Here is an 18,062-nt window from a genome sequence, read left to right as displayed (position 1 = left end):
ACATGAGCGCAGACGGTCAGGGAAGCAGTCACTGGTTCGACGACGAGGCCGGACCGGTCGTCCGTCCGTACGCCATGACACGCGGCCGTACCACCAGTCCGGGCCAGCACCGGCTCGATCTGATCGCGGTGGTCGTCACCGAGCCCCAGGCACAGAACCCGGAGGCGGACCCGACCCTCGCACCGGAGCACGTGGAGATCGTGGGCCTGTGCAGGCAGGCACCGCAGTCGGTCGCCGAACTCGCCGCCGAGCTCGATCTGCCCATCGGAGTGGTGCGCGTGCTCATCGGCGATCTGGTGCACGCGGAACTCGTCCATGTGACGCGGCCGGTACCCCCGGCCGAGCTGCCGGACGAGAGTATTCTGCGCGACGTGATCAACGGTCTCCGGGCGCTGTGACCGGCGCGGAAGCGGAGTAGCGACGTGGCAGGCTGGCAGTTCTGGGTCGACCGGGGCGGCACGTTCACCGACATCGTCGCGCGTCGCCCGGACGGCCGGCTGCTCACGCACAAACTGCTGTCGGACAATCCGGCCCGGTACGCCGACGCGGCCGTCGCCGGCGTCCGGCACCTGCTCGGCGACTCCGCGGGGCCCGTCGACGCCGTACGCATGGGCACGACGGTCGCCACCAACGCGCTGCTGGAACGCAAGGGCGAACGCACCCTGCTGGTGATCACCCGCGGCTTCCGCGACGCCCTGCGGATCGGCTACCAGAACCGTCCCGCCATCTTCGCGCGCCGCATCGACCTGCCCGAGCTGCTGTACGAACGGGTGATCGAGGTCGAGGAGCGGATCGCCGCCGACGGCACCGTCGTGCGCGCCCCCGACCTCGACGCCCTCGCGGGCCCGCTCCGGCAGGCGTACGACGACGGGATCCGGGCGGTCGCCGTCGTCTGCATGCACAGCCACCTCCACCCCGCCCACGAGCGCGCGATCGGCGTCCTCGCCGCCCGTACCGGCTTCTCGCAGATCTCGCTGTCGAGCGAGGTCAGTCCACTGATGAAGCTTGTCCCGCGCGGCGACACCGCCGTCGTCGACGCCTACCTGTCGCCCGTGCTGCGACGCTACGTCCGGCACGTCGCCGACGAGCTCCGGGGCGTCCGGCTGATGTTCATGCAGTCCAACGGCGGGCTCACCGAGGCCGGGCAGTTCCGCGGCAAGGACGCCATCCTCTCCGGGCCGGCCGGCGGGATCGTCGGCATGGCCCGCATGTCGCAGCGAGCCGGCCACCACCGCGTGATCGGCTTCGACATGGGCGGCACCTCCACCGACGTCTCGCACTTCGCCGGCGAGTACGAACGCGTCTTCGCCACGCAGATCGCGGGCGTCCGCCTGCGCGCCCCCATGCTCGACATCCACACCGTGGCCGCGGGCGGCGGTTCCGTGCTGCACTTCGACGGCTCCCGCTACCGCGTCGGCCCCGACTCGGCCGGCGCCGATCCCGGCCCCGCGTGCTACCGCGCCGGGGGCCCGCTCACCGTCACCGACGCCAACGTCATGCTCGGCCGCATCCAGCCCGCCCACTTCCCCGCCGTGTTCGGCCCGGACGGCGACCGACCGCTGGACGCCGCCCTGGTCCGCGACCGCTTCGGCGCCCTGGCGCGCGAGATCCGCGAGCACACCGGCGACGACCGCACCCCGGAGCAGGTGGCCGAGGGCTACCTGCGGATCGCGGTCGCCAACATCGCCAACGCCGTGAAGAGGATCTCCGTCCAGAAGGGCCACGACGTCACCCGCTACGCGCTCACCACCTTCGGCGGAGCGGGCGGCCAGCACGCGTGCCAGGTCGCCGGCTCCCTCGGCATCCGCACCGTCCTCGTGCCGCCGATGGCCGGGCTCCTCTCCGCGCTCGGCATCGGCCTGGCCGACATCACGGCCATGCGCGAGCAGTCCGTCGAGGCACCCCTGGCAGCCGCATCCATGCCCGGCGTCCGCACGACCGCCGACGCGCTGGAGGGCGCCGCCCGCGCCGAACTTCGCGCCGAGGACGTCCCGGAGGACCGCATCGAGGTCACCCGCCGGGCCCAGCTGCGCTACGACGGCACCGACACCACCCTCACCGTCGAGCTGACCGAGCCCGACACGATGAGGCACGCCTTCGAAGAGCGTCATCGCGCCACGTACTCCTTCACCCTCGACCGCCCGATCGTCGTCGAAGCCCTCTCCGTCGAAGCCACCGGCATCACCGCGTCCCCCGATCTCTCCGCCCTCGCCCCGTACGAGGGCCACCGCGCCGCGCCGGAGACCGTCCGCCTGCACACCGGCGGCGTCTGGCGCGACGTACCCCTGCACCGCCGGGAGGCCCTCCCTCCCGGCGAACCCGTCACCGGCCCGGCCGTCATCACCGAGCCCGGCGCCACGACCGTCGTCGACGACGGCTGGCGGGCCGCGGCGACCGACGACGGGCATCTGCTCATGGAACGCACGGCGATCACGGAGAGTTCCGACCTCGACACGACAGTCGATCCGGTCCTGCTCGAGGTCTTCAACAACCTCTTCATGTCGATCGCGGAACAGATGGGCGCCCGGCTGGAGTCCACGGCCCAGTCCGTCAACATCAAGGAACGCCTGGACTTCTCCTGCGCCCTGTTCGACCCGGACGGAAACCTGGTGGCCAACGCCCCGCACATCCCCGTCCACCTGGGATCCATGGGCACCAGCGTGAAAGAGGTCATCCGGCGCCGCGGCCACTCGATGCGGCCCGGCGACACCTACGCCGTCAACGACCCGTACCACGGCGGCACCCACCTGCCCGACGTCACCGTGATCACCCCCGTCTTCGACGCGGACTCCCCGGCGGAATCCACGGCAGGCGCGGCAGACACGCGGAGTGAGCCCCGCATCCTCTTCCACGTCGCCTCCCGCGGCCACCACGCCGAGATCGGCGGCATCGCACCCGGCTCCATGCCCGCCCACAGCCGCACCATCGACGAGGAGGGCGTCCTCTTCGACAACTGGCTGCTCGCCGAGAGCGGCCGCTTCCGCGAGGAGGAGACCCGCCGCCTGCTCGCCGAGGGGCCCCACCCCTCCCGCAACGTGCGCACCAACCTCGCCGACCTGCGCGCCCAGATCGCCGCCAACCGCAAGGGCGTAGACGAGGTCTGCCGCATGATCGACGAGTTCGGGCTCGACGTCGTCCAGGCCTACATGCGGCACGTGCAGGACAACGCGGAGGAGGCGGTCCGCCGCGTCATCGACGTCCTGGACGACGGTGAGTACGCCTACGAGACGGACTCGGGCGCGGTCATCCGGGTCCGGGTGCGCGTCGACCGCGCCGAGCGGCGCGCGACGGTCGACTTCACGGGCACCTCCGCGCAGCTGGCCACCAACTTCAACGCCCCGTTCGCGGTGGTCAACGCCGCGGTCCTGTACGTCTTCCGCACCCTGGTCGCCGACGACATCCCGCTCAACGACGGCTGCCTGCGCCCCCTCGACATCGTCGTGCCGCCCGGCTCCATGCTCGCCCCCGAGCCACCCGCCGCGGTCGTCGCCGGCAACGTGGAGACCTCCCAGGCCATCACCGGGGCGCTGTACGCCGCGCTCGGCGTCCAGGCCGAGGGCTCCGGCACCATGAACAACGTCACCTTCGGCAACGAACGCCACCAGTACTACGAGACCGTCGCCTCGGGTTCCGGCGCCGGCGCCGACTTCCCGGGCGCCGACGTCGTCCAGACCCACATGACCAACTCGCGGCTCACCGACCCCGAGGTGCTGGAGTGGCGACTGCCCGTCAGGGTCGAGGAGTTCAGCGTCCGGCGGGGCAGCGGCGGCGCCGGACGCCGGCGGGGCGGGAACGGTGCGGTGCGCCGCATCCGCTTCCTGGAGCCCATGACCGTCTCCACGCTCTCCCAGCACCGGCGCGTGCCGCCGTACGGCATGGCGGGCGGCGCACCCGGCGCGCTCGGCGCCAACCGGGTCGAACGCGCCGACGGCACGGTCACCGATCTCGGTGGCTGCGGCTCGGCGGACGTCGGCCCGGGCGACGTGCTCGTCGTCGAAACCCCCGGTGGCGGCGGCTACGGCCGGCCGTCGCCCGACCCCCATCAAGCAGGAGAAGAGATCGATGATCTTCGGGCGTTCTGAGCGCGGCAAGCCCCCGGTCGAGCCCGTCACGCTCAAGATCCTGGTGGCCGGCGGCTTCGGCGTGGGCAAGACCACGCTCGTCGGCGCGGTCAGCGAGATCAGGCCGCTGCGCACCGAGGAACTGCTGACCGAGGCCGGGCGCCCGGTCGACGACACCACCGGTGTGGAGCGCAAGCACACGACCACCGTGGCGATGGACTTCGGCCGCATCACCCTGCGCGAGGACCTCGTGCTGTACCTGTTCGGGACGCCCGGGCAGGAACGGTTCTGGTTCATGTGGGACGAGCTGTCCGAGGGCGCCCTCGGCGCGGTGGTCCTCGCCGACACGCGCCGCCTGGAGGACTGCTTCGCCGCCGTCGACTACTTCGAGCGGCGCTCCATACCGTTCCTCGTCGGCGTCAACTGCTTCGAGGGGTCGGCCCGTTACCCGGCCGAGGCCGTCCGCAGGGCCCTAGACCTGGACGCGGACGTGCCGGTCGTGCTGTGCGACGCCCGGGACCGCGAGTCGGTCAAGGAGGTGCTCATCGGCGTCGTCCAGCACGCGATGGCGCACGCGGCCGGCCGCCGGGGGGCCCTCACCAGCTGATCCGCGGCACGGCCCGTACCCCCGCCGACCGGGGTACGGGCCGTGGCCGTCCGGCCGGTGCCACGCGAGAGACGCGGTCACGCGCGCGTGGCGGCCGTCCGGCGTCTACGCGTCGTCCTCCAGCCAGCCGAGGCTCTTCTCCACGGCCCTGCGCCAGTTGCGGTACTCGCGGTCGCGCAGCGACGCCTCCATCGCCGGCGTCCACTCCGCGTCCCGCTGCCAGTGCGACTTCAGCTCGTCCAGGTCGTTCCACACGCCGGTGGCGAGACCGGCCGCGTAGGCGGCGCCCAGGCAGGTGGTCTCGGAGACCCGGGGGCGGATCACCGGCACGCCGAGGACGTCCGCCTGGTGCTGCATCAGCAGGCCGTTCTTCGTCATGCCGCCGTCGACCTTCAGGGTGGTGATCCGCACCCCGGAGTCCTGGTACATCGCGTCCACGACCTCCCGGGTCTGCCAGCTCGTCGCCTCCAGCACCGCGCGCGCGAGGTGGGCCTTCGTGACGTACCGGGTCAGCCCGGTGACGACCCCGCGCGCGTCGGAGCGCCAGTACGGAGCGAACAGGCCGGAGAAGGCGGGGACGATGTAGGCCCCGCCGTTGTCCTCGACGCTCGCCGCCAGTGTCTCGATCTCGTCGGCGGTGCGGATGATGCCGAGCTGGTCGCGGAACCACTGGACGAGCGCGCCCGTTATCGCTATGGACCCCTCCAGGCAGTACACCGGCGCCTCACCGCCGATCTTGTAGCCCATCGTCGTCAGCAGTCCGCTCTTGGACGCCACCGGCCGGCCGCCGGTGTTCAGCAGCAGGAAGCTGCCGGTGCCGTAGGTGTTCTTCGCGGTGCCGACGTCGTAGCAGGCCTGCCCGAACACGGCGGCCTGCTGGTCGCCCAGTGCCGAGGCGACGGGCACTCCGGCGAGCGCGCCCACGGCGGTGCCGTACACCTCGGCGGAGGACCGGATCTCGGGCAGGACCGCCTCGGGCACGTTCATCGCGGACAGGATGACGGGATCCCACTGGAGGGTTTCGAGGTTCATGAGCAGGGTGCGGCCGGCGTTCGTGACGTCGGTGACGTGGCGGCCGCCGTCGGTGCCACCGGTCAGGTTCCAGATCAGCCAGGAGTCGATGGTCCCGAAGGCGATCTCGCCTCGTTCGGCGCGGTCCCTGAGGCCCGGCACGTTGTCCAGCAGCCACACCACCTTGGGTCCGGAGAAATAGCTGGCCAGCGGGAGCCCGGTCGCTTCGCGGAAGCGGTCCTGACCGTCGGTCCCGCCCAGTTGACGGCAGAGGGCCGCGGTACGCGTGTCCTGCCAGACGACGGCGTTGTGCACGGGCTTGCCCGTGGCGCGGTCCCACAGGACCGTCGTCTCCCGCTGGTTGGTGATGCCGAGCGCGCTGAGCTGGTCGGCGCGCAGCCCGGCCTTGGCGAGCGCGCCCGCCACGACGGCCTGCACCTTGGACCAGATCTCGGTGGCGTCGTGTTCCACCCAGCCCGGCCTGGGGAAGATCTGGCGGTGCTCGCGCTGGTCCACGGCGACGATCCCGCCGCCGTGGTCGAAGATGATGCAGCGGCTTGACGTGGTGCCCTGGTCGATGGCGGCTACGTACTTCCCGGTTGTGTCCGTCATGGCTGTCCCTGGGTGGCTGGGGTCGGGTCGCTGGTCAGAAGGCCGCGTTGTAGACGAGGCCGGCGAGCGCCCCGCCGATCAGCGGGCCGACGACCGGGATCCAGGCGTAACCCCAGTCGGAACCGCCCTTGTTCGGGATCGGCAGGAAGGTGTGCACGATGCGCGGGCCGAGATCGCGCGCCGGGTTGATGGCGTAGCCGGTCGGCCCGCCGAGGGAGAGTCCGATGCCGACGACGAGCAGCGACACGATCAGCACCGTGGTGCCGGACTCACCGAGTCCCTTCGTCAGCCCGAAGGCGAGGACGGGCAGGACCAGTGCCATGGTCGCGATGATCTCGGTGATGAGGTTGGCGACCGGGTTCCGGATCTCCGGGATGGTGGAGAAGATGCCGAGCGTCGGCAGCGGTTCGTCCGCCGTGCCCTCGGTGGTGCCCTCCTTGCGGACGTTGGCCTGGAACTGGGCCAGGTACACCAGGTAGGCGAGGACGGCGCCCAGCATCGCGCCGACGAGCTCACCCAGCAGATACACCCAGACCTTGTCCCACTTGCCGGTGTCCACCGCGATCCCGATGGTGACCGCCGGATTGAGCTGACCGCCGGAGAGGGGGGCGGCCGTGTACGCGCCCGCCAGCACGCCGAAGCCCCAGCCGAACGCGATGACGACCCACCCGGCGGCGCGGGCCTTGGAGTACCTGAGGGTGACGGCCGCGCAGACACCGGCACCGAACAGGATGAGGATCGCGGTGCCGATGACTTCGCCGACGAAAATGTGCCCGTTGCTCATGGCGGCTCCCTTGGCGCCGGCCCGGGCGAGCAGCCCGGGCCCTCCGTGCAGGAACGATTCCTTGGCTACGTCGGCCGAAGGCAGGGAGAGCCCCGCGCCCCGCCCGGCGTCCGTGACGAGCGTGCCGTCGCAGCCGGATCGCCCTGGGGGACGGGCCGTCGAGCAGGAGCGGGCCCGTGGCACAGTGCCTGGTTACGCAGGGAATGTACGACGATGTCGGCTGACACCGGGAAGTGTTCACCGGCACCCGGGGGCCGTCAAGGTTGCGGACGGCAACGGTGACAGCGGCCGCCGGTACGGGGGGCCGGCGCCCTCGCTCCCCGAGCGGTCACCCAACGGCTCCGTACCTGGGGCCGGTTCCGCCGAGGGGCTCCACCGTCGCACGGCCTGCCTGGGCCGGCGCCGTCCCGGATCCGCGCAGGATCCGGTGACCGGGCGCCTCCGCGGCCGCGAGCACCCAGCTCATGCCGTGCAGGGCCTTCGCCGCCTTCTTCAGCGGAGCCAGGTGGGCGGCGGCCTGGCGGTGGTCGGCCACGCTGCCGGGCCGGCACACCACGGTCGCCAGGGAGAGGGTGACAGGACGTCCGCCCGCCGACCACGGCACGTCCAGCACGCCGGCGGCCAGCGGATCGAGCATGTCCTCGTCGGCCAGCACCAGGAAGTCGTCACCGCCGATGTGGCCCACGCGCGCGTGCCCCGCGGCCGCCTGCTGCAGCGCGCGGCCCACCGAGCGGATCAGCTCGTCGCCCGCCGCGAACCCGGCACCGTCGTTGACCTGTTTGAAGTGGTCGATGTCCAGCCAGCTGAGCGTGAACGCCCGGCCGTCGGCGATCCGCCGGTCCACCTCGTCCGTGACCGCGTCCGAACCGGGCAGCCGGGTCAGCGGGTTGAGCCCCGCCGCCTCCTCCACCCGGCTCTCGGCCAGCGCCCGTACGAGGTCCGCGAGCCGTACGACCCCCACGCACCGGCCCCGGTGGTCGACGACCGCCACGTCGTCGGAGGTGCGGTCGCGACCGCCGACCGCCACCACGTCGAGGACCTCCCAGGCGGTGGCGTCGGCACCGACCGCGCGCGGGGCGTCGCCCAGCTTGTGGGCCGGCCGGTCCGCGTAGAGGGCGTGCCCGTACCGGCCGGACATCGACAGCAGGAAGCGCGAGCGGTGCACCGACCGCACGGGCACCCCGGATTGGTCCACGAGCAGCACCCCGGAGACGTCCGGAGACCCGGTCAGCAGCGCCCGCACCTGCCCGGCGGACGCGGTGACGGGCAGCATGGCGGCCGGCCGCACGAACTCCCGCACCGACGGCCCGGACCGGGGCGCCGCCATGACACCGGGGGAGCGGGGCGGAACGTACACGTCCGCTGCCGGGATCCGGGCCGGGGGCGCGAACAGCTCCCCCTGGGCGAGCTGCGCACCGGCCGACCGGGCCGTCGCACACTGCAGTTCGGTCTCCACACCCTCCACGGCCAGCAGCGCGCCCAGGTGCTCGCACAGCGTGCGCATCGCCCGGACCGCGGCCGGCCGGGCCAGCAGAGCGGCGTCGAGCTTGACCAGGTCGGGAGCGAGGTCGGCGAGCAGTCTCAGGGGCACGTCGCCCTCGCCGATGCCGTCCGCGCTGAGCCGGAACCCCTGCTCGCGCAGCGCGCCGACCGCCTCCAGCAGCGCCCGCTGCGGCACGTGCGTGCAGGGCGGCACGACGTCGACGGTCACCTCCCACGGCAGCCGTCCCACCGCGCGCACGGCGTCGTGCAGCGCGCTGAGGCCCCCCAGGTCGGCGAGCGTGGCCGCGAACACGTTGAGGTGCAGCGGCAACAGGGTCTCCTTGCGCGCCGCCGCGCGCAGCGCCAGCACGGCCAGCCTGGCGTCGAGCCCCGGGTCACGGCGGGCCTCGGCCAGGACGTCGCCGGTCTCCGGGCGGGCGAGCACCTCCAGTGCGGCGACCGCGCCGGTCCGCAGGTTGACCACCGGCTGGAAGGCGAAGCGGAGAGTGTCCGTCCAGGAGTGCACGGGAGCATGATGTCGCCGCTCACGGACACCCAGGCCCGGTTCACACGACGTTCACGCAGGATTCCCGAGCGATCACGCCCTGTGCGCAGCGCCGGTCCCTCCCGCGACTCCGGCCACATCGCTGAACCGGCAGGCCCCTTCCGGCGTCGTGTTACAGGAGGCCGCCGGGGCCGACGGGGGTGGTTCCGGCAGCCCCTCCCCGCCCGTGTGGCGCTGCACACCCTTGCCGGAAGACGGCCCTCCTCCGATCGGATACAGTCCGCGCGTGTCCGAAACTCAGCACTCAACTGCCAACTCCGCGCCCGACTCGCATTGTTCGAGCTGCGGAGCGCCCTATGGAGAAGGCGTCTCCGGCTGGCCGCGCACCTGCCCGTCCTGCGGCACCGTCGCCTACCGCAACCCGCTGCCGGTGGCGATCGCGCTCCAGCCCGTGTACGACACCAAGGGCACGGCCCTCGTCGTCATCACCCGCACCATCGCCCCCGTGCGCGGAGGGACAGCCCTGCCCGGGGGCTACATCGACGACCGGGAGGACTGGAAACAGGCCGTCGTGCGCGAACTCAAGGAGGAGACGGGCATCGACGCGGCCGCCCGTGACGTGCGGCTCGTGGACGCCATGAGCTCACCCGACGGGCATCTGCTGCTCTTCGGACTGCTCCCCGAACGTCCGGCCGAAAGCCTCCCGGCCTACGACGCCACGAACGAGACCGAGGCCCGGCACCTGCTGCGCCGACCCGAGGAACTCGCCTTCCCGCTGCACACCCTCGCCGTGCGGGCGTGGTTCGACGGCCGCTACATATAGGGCCGCTCAGCCGAGCCCCCGTACGCGCACCCGGTACGGCGGCTCACCCGCACCGTCCTCCCGCTCCCGGGTCACCACCACCCGCCGGCCCTGCCGGCGGGCGGCGTAGCGCTCGATCTCCGGCGCGTCCCAGCCGTCGCCGGCGTCCGGCACGACCAGCCCGCCCCCGGTCCGCCCACGGGCGGGCGCCCACACCTCCAGCTCCAGCCCGCCGTCCCCGGCCCGCACGGGAACGACCGCACCCGCGCGCGCGAGCACCGGGATCCGCGACAGCGGCGCGTCCACGAGCACCTGCCCCGGACCCTCGTACGCCTCCTCCGTCACCGTGTCGTACCAGCGGCCGCGCGGCAGCCGCACCGCACGCCGGTCCACCCCCGGCGCGAGCACCGGCGCCACCAGGAAGCAGTCACCGAGCAGGAACGCGTCCTCGCAGTCACGCAGCGCACGGTCCTCCGGCGCTCCCCACCACAGCGGCCGCACGAACGGCGTGCCGGTGCGCCGGGCCAGGTGCGCCAGCGTCACGAAATACGGCAGCAGACGCCGGCGCTCCAGCAGCGCCACGCGCGCGTGCTCCAGCACCTCGGGGCCGAACTCCCACGGCTCCCCGCGCCCCGCCCGCAGGCCCGCGTGGGTACGCGACAGCGGCAGGTACGCGCCGAGCTGCAGCCACCGCAGATACAGCTCCGGCGAGGGACTGCCGTCCGAGCCGCCCACGTCCGGGCCCGAGTACGGGACCCCGCACAGCCCCAGCCCCAGCACCAGCGACAGGGACGCCCGCAGACCCGGCCAGCCCGTCGCCACGTCCCCCGACCAGGTTCCGCCGTAGCGCTGCATGCCCGCCCACCCGGACCGCGAGAACACGAACGGGCGCTCCTTCGGCGACAGCCCCCGCAGCCCCTCGTAGGCCGCCCTGGCCATGCAGAGCGCGTACACGTTGTGCGCCTCGCGGTGGTCGCCGCCGCGCCCGTCCAGCGAGTGCCGGGCCGAGCGCGGCAGCGTCGTCTCACCGAAGGCGCTGAACGACGTGGGCTCGTTCATGTCGTGCCAGAACCCCGCGAAGCCCTGCTCGAGCCGCTCCTCGTAAAGCCCGCCCCACCACGTGCGCACGCGCGTGTGCGTGAAGTCGGGGAACACCGACTCGCCCGCCCGCACCTCGCCCCGCACCGTCCGCCCCGAGGCGTCCCGCACGAACGCGTCCACGGCCGACCCGCTGTCGTGGACCGCGTTGCCCGGCACGGCCCTCACCGCCGGGTCGACGACCGACACCAGCCGGATCCCGTCCCGGGCCAGCTCCTGCGCGAGCTCGGGCAGCTTCGGGAACCGCTCCTGGTCGACCGTGAACGCCTGACGGTCCTCGTGGTGACCGATGTCCAGGTGCACCGCGTCCAGCGGCAGCCCCCGCTCCTGGTAGCCCGCCACGGTCCGGCGGACCTCCTGCTCGCCGCCGGGGCCCCGGCGCGCGTGATGGTGGCCCAGCGCCCACACCGGGGGCAGCGCGGGCGCCCCCGTCAGCGACGCCCAGGTGTGCAGCACGCGCGCGGGGGTGCCCACCATCACCCAGCCCCGCAGCGGACCGCCGTCCATCCGCACCTCGCAGCGGCCCGGCCGGTCGTGTCCGGACCCGGCCCCCTCCTCCCCCTCCCACAGCGTCACCGTGCCGTCCCAGGTGCTGTCGTGGAACATCAGATGCACCCCGGCGTCGGCGACCACCACCTGCACCGGCATGGTCACGTACAGCGGATCGTCCCCCGGACCGAAGGGGCGGCCCGGGTCGGTGTTCCACAGCCGGTACCCGCCGTCCCGCAACCGCGGGCCCCCCGCGCGCCCGCCCAGGCCGAAGAACCGGGCGTCCGCCGCCACCTCCGACCGCTGCATCCACCGGGCCGCGCCCCCGCCGACCGGCTCCCACCAGCGCGGCGGCAGGTCCCGCCGCAGCACCACACCGCCGGGCGTGCACACCTCCACCGCGCCGTGGCGGGAGACCACCACCGTCACCCGCTCGGCCACCACCCGCCAGCCGCCGTCCTTGTCCGGCTCCAGCACCGCCCGCGGATCCGGCTCGGGAGCGCTGCCGGCGAGCGCGTACGACGGTTCCGGGGCTGCCCCGTCCCAGCCCCAGAAGACGGCCCCGTTGACCGCGACGGCGATCCGCAGTTCGGAACGGCCGAACAGGAGGAGACCGCCCCCTGGTCCCGGCTCCACGCCCTGCACCTGCCCGGGCACCCGGGCGCGCTCGGCACCCCGCGGCGGCAGCGCCGCGGCGTCGATCCGCCTCCGGCGCCAGGCCGCCCGTACGGTACGCAACCCCTGCGCCGCCCTCCCCGAACCCACCACACCCACCGAACGCACCAGGTCACGACCGTCCATGCTGCTCACCCTGCCATTTGCCACTCCCCGCGCGCGTGTCGTTCAACTACCGTTCATCCGTGCCGGGACCACATCTTCACGACACGGACTATGTGGGGCGCGCCCTGGTGCAGAAGTCGATCACATGGCATCGTCCCTGTCAGCCGCGTCACGCGCACACCCCAGCCCGTGCGCGGACCGACGCACACGACGCGCACAGCCCGGGAGCCGCACCCATGTCGACAGCGAACCCCCAGCCGCTCTGGCAGCCCGATCCCGAGCGGATCGCCCAGGCCCGCATCACCCGGTTCCAGGCATGGGCCGCCGAGCATCACGCGGCCCCGGCCGACGGCGGCTACCCGGCCCTCCACCGGTGGTCGGTCGAACACCTGGACACCTTCTGGAAAGCCGTCACGGAGTGGTTCGACGTACGGTTCTCCACGCCCTTCACGCACGTGCTCGGCGACCGCTCGATGCCCGGCGCCCAGTGGTTCCCCGGAGCCACCCTCAACTACGCCGAGCACGCCCTGCGCGCCGCGGCCGACCGCGCGGACGAACCCGCCCTGCTGTACGTCGACGAGACGCACGAGCCACGCCCGGTGACCTGGTCCGAGCTGCGCCGCCAGGTGGGCTCCCTCGCCGCCGAACTCCGTGCCCTCGGCGTCCGCCCCGGCGACCGCGTCAGCGGCTACCTCCCGAACATCCCCGAGGCCGTGGTCGCCCTCCTCGCGACGGCCGCCGTCGGGGCCGTGTGGACCTCCTGCGCCCCCGACTTCGGCGCCCGCAGCGTCCTCGACCGCTTCCAGCAGGTCGAACCCGTCGTCCTGTTCACCGTCGACGGCTACCGCTACGGCGGCAAGCAGCACGACCGCCGCGAGGTCGTCGCCGAGCTGCGCCGCGAGCTGCCCAGCCTGCGCGCCGTCGTCCACATCCCGCTCCTCGGCACGGAGGCCCCCGAGGGCGCCCTCGAGTGGCCGGCGCTGACGGCGGCCGACACCGAGCCCGTCTTCGAACAGGTTCCGTTCGACCACCCGCTCTGGGTGCTCTACTCCTCCGGCACCACCGGCCTGCCCAAGGCCATCGTCCAGTCGCAGGGCGGCATCCTCGTCGAACACCTCAAGCAGCTCGGCCTGCACTGCGACCTCGGCCCCGAGGACCGCTTCTTCTGGTACACCTCGACCGGCTGGATGATGTGGAACTTCCTCGTCTCCGGCCTGCTCACGGGCACGACGATCGTCCTGTACGACGGCAGCCCCGGCTACCCGGACACCGGCGCCCAGTGGCGGGTCGCCGAACGCACCGGGACCACCCTGTACGGCACCTCGGCCGCCTACGTCATGGCCTGCCGCAAGGCGGGCGTCCACCCCGCACGCGACTTCGACCTCTCCCGGGTGCAGTGCGTCGCCACCACCGGCTCCCCACTGCCGCCCGACGGGTTCCGCTGGCTCCACGACGAGGTCCGCGACGACCTGTGGATCGCCTCCGTCAGCGGCGGCACGGACGTCTGCTCCTGCTTCGCCGGAGCCGTACCGACCCTGCCCGTGTACACCGGCGAACTCCAGGCACCCGGCCTCGGCACCGACCTGCAGGCCTGGGACCCGAGCGGCAAGCCCCTGATCGACGAGGTCGGCGAGCTGGTCGTCACCAACCCCATGCCGTCCATGCCGATCCGCTTCTGGAACGACCCCGACGGCCGCCGCTACCACGACAGCTACTTCGACACCTACCCGGGCGTCTGGCGGCACGGCGACTGGATCACCATCACCTCGCGCGGCTCCGTGATCATCCACGGCCGCTCCGACTCCACCCTCAACCGGCAGGGCGTGCGCATGGGGTCGGCCGACATCTACGAGGTGGTCGAACGCCTGCCCGAGATCAAGGAGTCCCTCGTCATCGGCATCGAGCAGCCCGACGGGGGCTACTGGATGCCGCTCTTCGTCCACCTGGCACCGGGAGCCGTGCTGGACGAGGCCCTCCTGGGCCGCATCAAGCAGGCCATCCGCGAACAGCTCTCGCCGCGCCACGTACCCGACGAGATCATCGAGGTCCCCGGCGTCCCGCACACGCTCACCGGCAAGCGCATCGAGGTCCCGGTCAAGCGCCTCCTGCAGGGAACGCCGCTGGAGAAGGCGGTCAACCCCGGGTCCATCGACGACCTCGCCCTGCTGGACTTCTACGAGGAACTCGCCCGCAAGCGCCCCTGACGTCCGCACGCCCTCCCACGGTGTCCCCGGGCTCCGCCTGGCACAGCGGCGGAGCCCGAGGCGGGCCGCGAAGCCGCGGCCCGCGCCGTTGTCAGTGCCGTCGATTACTCTCAGTGAGCATTGATCGACTGCGCATTGGGGGAATCATGGCGCACACCGACCACCAGACCATGCGACGCGTCCTGCGCCGCGAGATCGCCGGCACCGTCGGCCTGCTCGCCGACGAGCACGACTTCCACGCCATGCGGCGCTACCGCAGCTTCGTCTTCGACGACCACACCACCTACCTCCGGCACGTGGAAGACCTTCTCAAGAGCCGCGCGGCCCAGGGCAGCCACACCACACTGGCCCTCTTCGACCCCGAGGACTACGCCGCGTTCTGCGCGGCCAACGGACTCGACCCCGAAGCCCCGGCCAGCCGCAGCCGGTTCACCGCGGAACTCGCGGCCACCGGCCCCACCATCCCCTACGACGGCAGTCCCCTCGCCACCCTCGTGCCGGCCCTCGTCGAAGAGGCCGTACGGCAGGCGACCTGGGAGTACGCCACCAGCCTGCTCACCCGTCTCGGCCCCTGCCCCACCTGCGGCGAGGACATCGGCCGCGCGGCCTTCACCCGGGCCTCGGCCCTCGTCGTGCGCATCCTCGACACCGCCCCGCCCGGCGACCGCCACCTCGTCTGCAGTGTCTCCGGGACACCGGAGACACTGATCTCCGTCCTGCACGCCGACGAGGACACCGGCGGCAGCCTCGAACTCGACGAGGCCGAAGCCCTGGAGTTCACGAGCATCCTCGCCCTCGGCCTCGCCACCCACAGCCCCGGCGGCCTCGTCATGCGCATCAGCGCCCCGGGCACACCCGACCGCGTCTACGGCTGGCGGCTGCGCCGCGGCGGCCTGGCACCACTCACCGCGGCCGAGGTCTTCGACGCCTACTGCACCGACATCGAGTCCGGAGACCTCATCTCCCCCGAGTCGGGGGTCGACTACTGCGCACCACCCGACCTGGGAGAGGAGCAGGCCGACCAGGAGCACCGTCACTGAACGCGCGAGGGGCGCCCCACCCGACGGTGGGACGCCCCTGCGTCCGGCGGACGACGCGGACCCGTACGGCTACTCGCCGGACAGCACCGCCTGGGCCGCGCCGCGCGCCTCCTCGGCGCTGTCCGCGGCGCGCGCGGCCGCGGCCGCGCGCTCGCACTGCGCGAGCGTGTACTTCGCGAGCGTCGCCCGGACGTAAGGAATCGACGCCGCGCCCATGGACAGGGAGGTGACACCGAGGCCGGTCAGCACACAGGCCAGCAGCGGGTCGGACGCGGCCTCGCCGCACACCCCGCAGCTCTTGCCCTCGGCCCGGGCCGCCTCGGCGGACAGGGCGACCAGGTCGAGCAGCGCGGGCTGCCACGGGTCCTGCAGCCGCGACACCGCCCCCACCTGCCGGTCGGCGGCGAAGGTGTACTGCGCGAGGTCGTTGGTCCCCAGCGACAGGAACTCGACCTCCTGCAGGATCGACCGCGCGCGCAGCGCCGCGGACGGGATCTCGACCATGGCGCCGAACTTGGCGCGCAGCCCCGCCTCACGGCAGGCGTCCGCGAACGCCTTGGCGTCCGTGCGGTCCGCCACCATGGGGGCCATGACCTCGAGGTAGACGGGCAGGCCCTCGGCGGCCTTGGCCAGGGCGGTCAGCTGCGTGCGCAGGACCTCCGGGTGGTCGAGCAGGGTGCGCAGACCACGCACGCCCAGTGCCGGGTTCGGCTCGTCCGCGGGCGTCAGGAACTCCAGCGGTTTGTCCGCACCCGCGTCCAGGACGCGGACGACGACACGCCCCTCGGGGAACGCCTCCAGCACCTGCCGGTACGCCTCGACCTGCTTCTCCTCGGACGGCGCGCTCTTGCTGTCGTCCAGGAACAGGAACTCCGTGCGGAACAGACCGACGCCCTCGGCACCGGCCTCCACCGCGGCCGGCACGTCGGCCGGGCCACCGACATTGGCCAGCAGCGGCACCTTGTGCCCGTCGGCCGTGACACCCGGACCGGTCGACGCGGCCAGCGCCGCCCTGCGCTCGGCCGCCGCGGCCTCGAGCCGCGCCTTCTTCTCCTCGCTCGGGTTCACGAAGATGTCACCGGAACTGCCGTCGACGGCGATCACCGTGCCCTCGGCCAGCTCGCCGGCGCCGGCAAGCGCGACCACGGCCGGCACGCCCAGCGCCCGCGCCAGGATCGCGCTGTGACTGGTGGGCCCGCCCTCCTCCGTCACGAACCCGAGCACCAGAGCCGGGTCCAGCAGCGCGGTGTCGGCCGGGGCCAGGTCACGCGCGACCAGCACATAGGGCTGGTCGCTGTCCGGGACGCCCGGCATGGGGACGCCCAGGAGCCGGGCGACGATACGATTCCGCACGTCATCCAGGTCGGCCACCCGTCCGGCGAGGTACTCCCCGGCACCGGCCAGCAGCTCGCGGTAGGCCGCGAACGCGTCGTACACGGCGCGCTCCGCCGTGCTGCCCACCGCGATCCGCCGCTCCACGTCCGCCATCAGCTCGGGGTCCTGGGCCATCATGGCCTGCGCTTCGAGCACCGCCTGGGCTTCGCCGCCCGCCAGGTTCCCGCGCGCCATCAGATCGGCAGCCACGGCGTCCACGGCCTGACGCGCCCGCCCCTGCTCGCGCTCCGCTTCCTCCGCCGGGATCTGCTTGGCAGGCGGTTCGAGCACCGCCGTCCCCATGTGCCGAACCTCGCCGATCGCCACACCGTGGCTCACGCCGACGCCTCGCAGCGTTGTCTCCATCTCACCCGTCTCCGATAGTGCGGCGGGCCGGCCGCCGCGATGGTTGTCCGTACGCCGCCTCGCGGCGGCCTGGTCGTCAGTTCCAGGAGAAGAGGCTGTCGCCGGCCTTCACGTCACCGCTGTCGCGGAGATCGGAGAGGGACTCGGCCGTGGCCTCGAGCGCCACGACGGGGCACACCGGGGACTTGCCCGCGGCCTCGACCGCGGAGGGGTCCCAGCGCACGATGCTCTGACCGCGCGTGACGGTGTCGCCCTTACGAACGAGGAGCTCGAAGCCCTCGCCGTTGAGCTGCACGGTGTCGATGCCGAGGTGGGTGAGCACGCCATGCCCCTCCCCGTCCACCACGACGAAGGCGTGCGGGTGCAGGGAGATGACGACGCCGTCCACGGGCGCCACGGCCTCGGAAGGCTCACGCACGGGATCGATCGCGGTGCCCGGGCCCACCATGGCTCCGGAGAAGACCGGATCGGGCACGGCGGCCAGTCCGATGGCGCGTCCGGCGAGCGGGGACGTCACGGTGGTCATGGGAAGCCTCCCGGGGGTGGAGCTGCAATGGGCCGTCACCGGCTGTCCCGACGGCGCACTGAGCAGCAGCGTATGCCAAGTGAAGTGGCGGTTCCGTAAGGAAGCTACCAGGAAGTGGTCTAGACCACCAACCCCCCGGATTTGCATGGGCTTCGAGGCCGCGTGTACAGTCTTACTCCTGCCTGGGACGGAGAGACGTGAAAGCGTCCTCGTCCGGCAGGAAACCAAACGGATCAGATCCCCTTTCGGATCATCTTCTGCATGTCTGCAGGACGGCGGTCAGGAAGACGGAAAAACCCTGATAGAGTTTGGAACACCGGA

12 protein-coding genes are annotated in these 18,062 nt (G+C 72.7%); 6 read left to right on the top strand and 6 right to left on the bottom strand.

Annotated features, from left to right (window positions below; genetic code table 11):
* Positions 1-2 precede the first annotated feature (2 nt).
* The 3 genes from AQJ66_RS36330 to AQJ66_RS36320 are packed head-to-tail and all read left to right on the top strand — an operon-like array spanning position 3 to position 4,668.
* Positions 3-398 (top strand): DUF742 domain-containing protein, encoded by a 396-nt coding sequence (locus tag AQJ66_RS36330; protein ID WP_061931155.1) that lies wholly within the window; start codon positions 3-5, stop codon positions 396-398.
* A gap of 24 nt (positions 399-422) precedes the next feature.
* Positions 423-4,082, top strand: a complete 3,660-nt coding sequence (locus AQJ66_RS36325) for a hydantoinase B/oxoprolinase family protein (RefSeq protein ID WP_061931152.1) — start codon at positions 423-425, stop codon at positions 4,080-4,082.
* Entirely contained in the window at positions 4,063-4,668 is a 606-nt protein-coding gene (locus AQJ66_RS36320) for a GTP-binding protein (RefSeq protein WP_061931149.1), read from the top strand. Before AQJ66_RS36325 ends, AQJ66_RS36320 begins: the two co-directional genes overlap by 20 nt.
* Before the next feature lie 105 nt (positions 4,669-4,773).
* Here AQJ66_RS36320 and glpK read toward each other — a convergent pair whose 3' ends face one another.
* The 3 genes from glpK to AQJ66_RS36305 form a co-directional block, all read right to left on the bottom strand.
* The gene (gene glpK / locus AQJ66_RS36315) at positions 4,774-6,291 is read right to left on the bottom strand and encodes a glycerol kinase GlpK (protein ID WP_061931146.1); all 1,518 of its coding nucleotides are present in this window, start codon (positions 6,289-6,291) and stop codon (positions 4,774-4,776) included.
* 34 nt (positions 6,292-6,325) lie between these two features.
* Entirely contained in the window at positions 6,326-7,075 is a 750-nt protein-coding gene (locus tag AQJ66_RS36310; RefSeq protein WP_061931143.1) for an MIP/aquaporin family protein, read from the bottom strand.
* Between the two features lie 328 nt (positions 7,076-7,403).
* Complete coding sequence (locus AQJ66_RS36305) at positions 7,404-9,083, bottom strand: GGDEF domain-containing protein (protein ID WP_061931139.1); 1,680 nt, start codon at positions 9,081-9,083, stop codon at positions 7,404-7,406.
* Between the two features lie 265 nt (positions 9,084-9,348).
* Here AQJ66_RS36305 and AQJ66_RS36300 point away from each other — a divergent pair, with 265 nt between their 5' ends.
* Entirely contained in the window at positions 9,349-9,885 is a 537-nt protein-coding gene (locus AQJ66_RS36300; RefSeq protein ID WP_061931135.1) for an NUDIX domain-containing protein, read from the top strand.
* Positions 9,886-9,891: 6 nt separating this feature from the next.
* Here AQJ66_RS36300 and AQJ66_RS36295 read toward each other — a convergent pair whose 3' ends face one another.
* Positions 9,892-12,252 carry a glycoside hydrolase family 31 protein gene (locus AQJ66_RS36295; protein WP_079060623.1) on the bottom strand — a complete coding sequence of 787 codons (2,361 nt, stop codon included), beginning with the start codon at positions 12,250-12,252 and terminating at the stop codon, positions 9,892-9,894.
* Positions 12,253-12,467: 215 nt separating this feature from the next.
* Between AQJ66_RS36295 and AQJ66_RS36290 the strand changes: the two genes are divergently transcribed.
* Together AQJ66_RS36290 and AQJ66_RS36285 are read left to right on the top strand one after the other, a co-directional pair.
* Complete coding sequence (locus tag AQJ66_RS36290; protein WP_061931132.1) at positions 12,468-14,435, top strand: acetoacetate--CoA ligase; 1,968 nt, start codon at positions 12,468-12,470, stop codon at positions 14,433-14,435.
* Between the two features lie 146 nt (positions 14,436-14,581).
* Positions 14,582-15,475: a hypothetical protein gene (locus AQJ66_RS36285; protein WP_061931129.1), complete on the top strand. Its 894-nt coding sequence runs from the start codon at positions 14,582-14,584 to the stop codon at positions 15,473-15,475.
* A gap of 69 nt (positions 15,476-15,544) precedes the next feature.
* On the opposite strand, the gene ptsP is transcribed toward AQJ66_RS36285, so the two are convergent.
* Both ptsP and AQJ66_RS36275 read right to left on the bottom strand, forming a co-directional pair.
* Positions 15,545-17,215 (bottom strand): phosphoenolpyruvate--protein phosphotransferase, encoded by a 1,671-nt coding sequence (gene ptsP / locus AQJ66_RS36280; RefSeq protein ID WP_061931124.1) that lies wholly within the window; start codon positions 17,213-17,215, stop codon positions 15,545-15,547.
* 76 nt (positions 17,216-17,291) lie between these two features.
* The gene (locus AQJ66_RS36275) at positions 17,292-17,741 is read right to left on the bottom strand and encodes a PTS sugar transporter subunit IIA (RefSeq protein ID WP_061931121.1); all 450 of its coding nucleotides are present in this window, start codon (positions 17,739-17,741) and stop codon (positions 17,292-17,294) included.
* Between the last annotated feature and the right edge of the window lie 321 nt (positions 17,742-18,062).

Origin of the sequence: Streptomyces bungoensis (assembly GCF_001514215.1) — a bacterium.
Lineage (GTDB): Bacteria > Actinomycetota > Actinomycetes > Streptomycetales > Streptomycetaceae > Streptomyces > Streptomyces bungoensis.
This window is presented reverse-complemented; position numbering and strand designations above follow the sequence as displayed.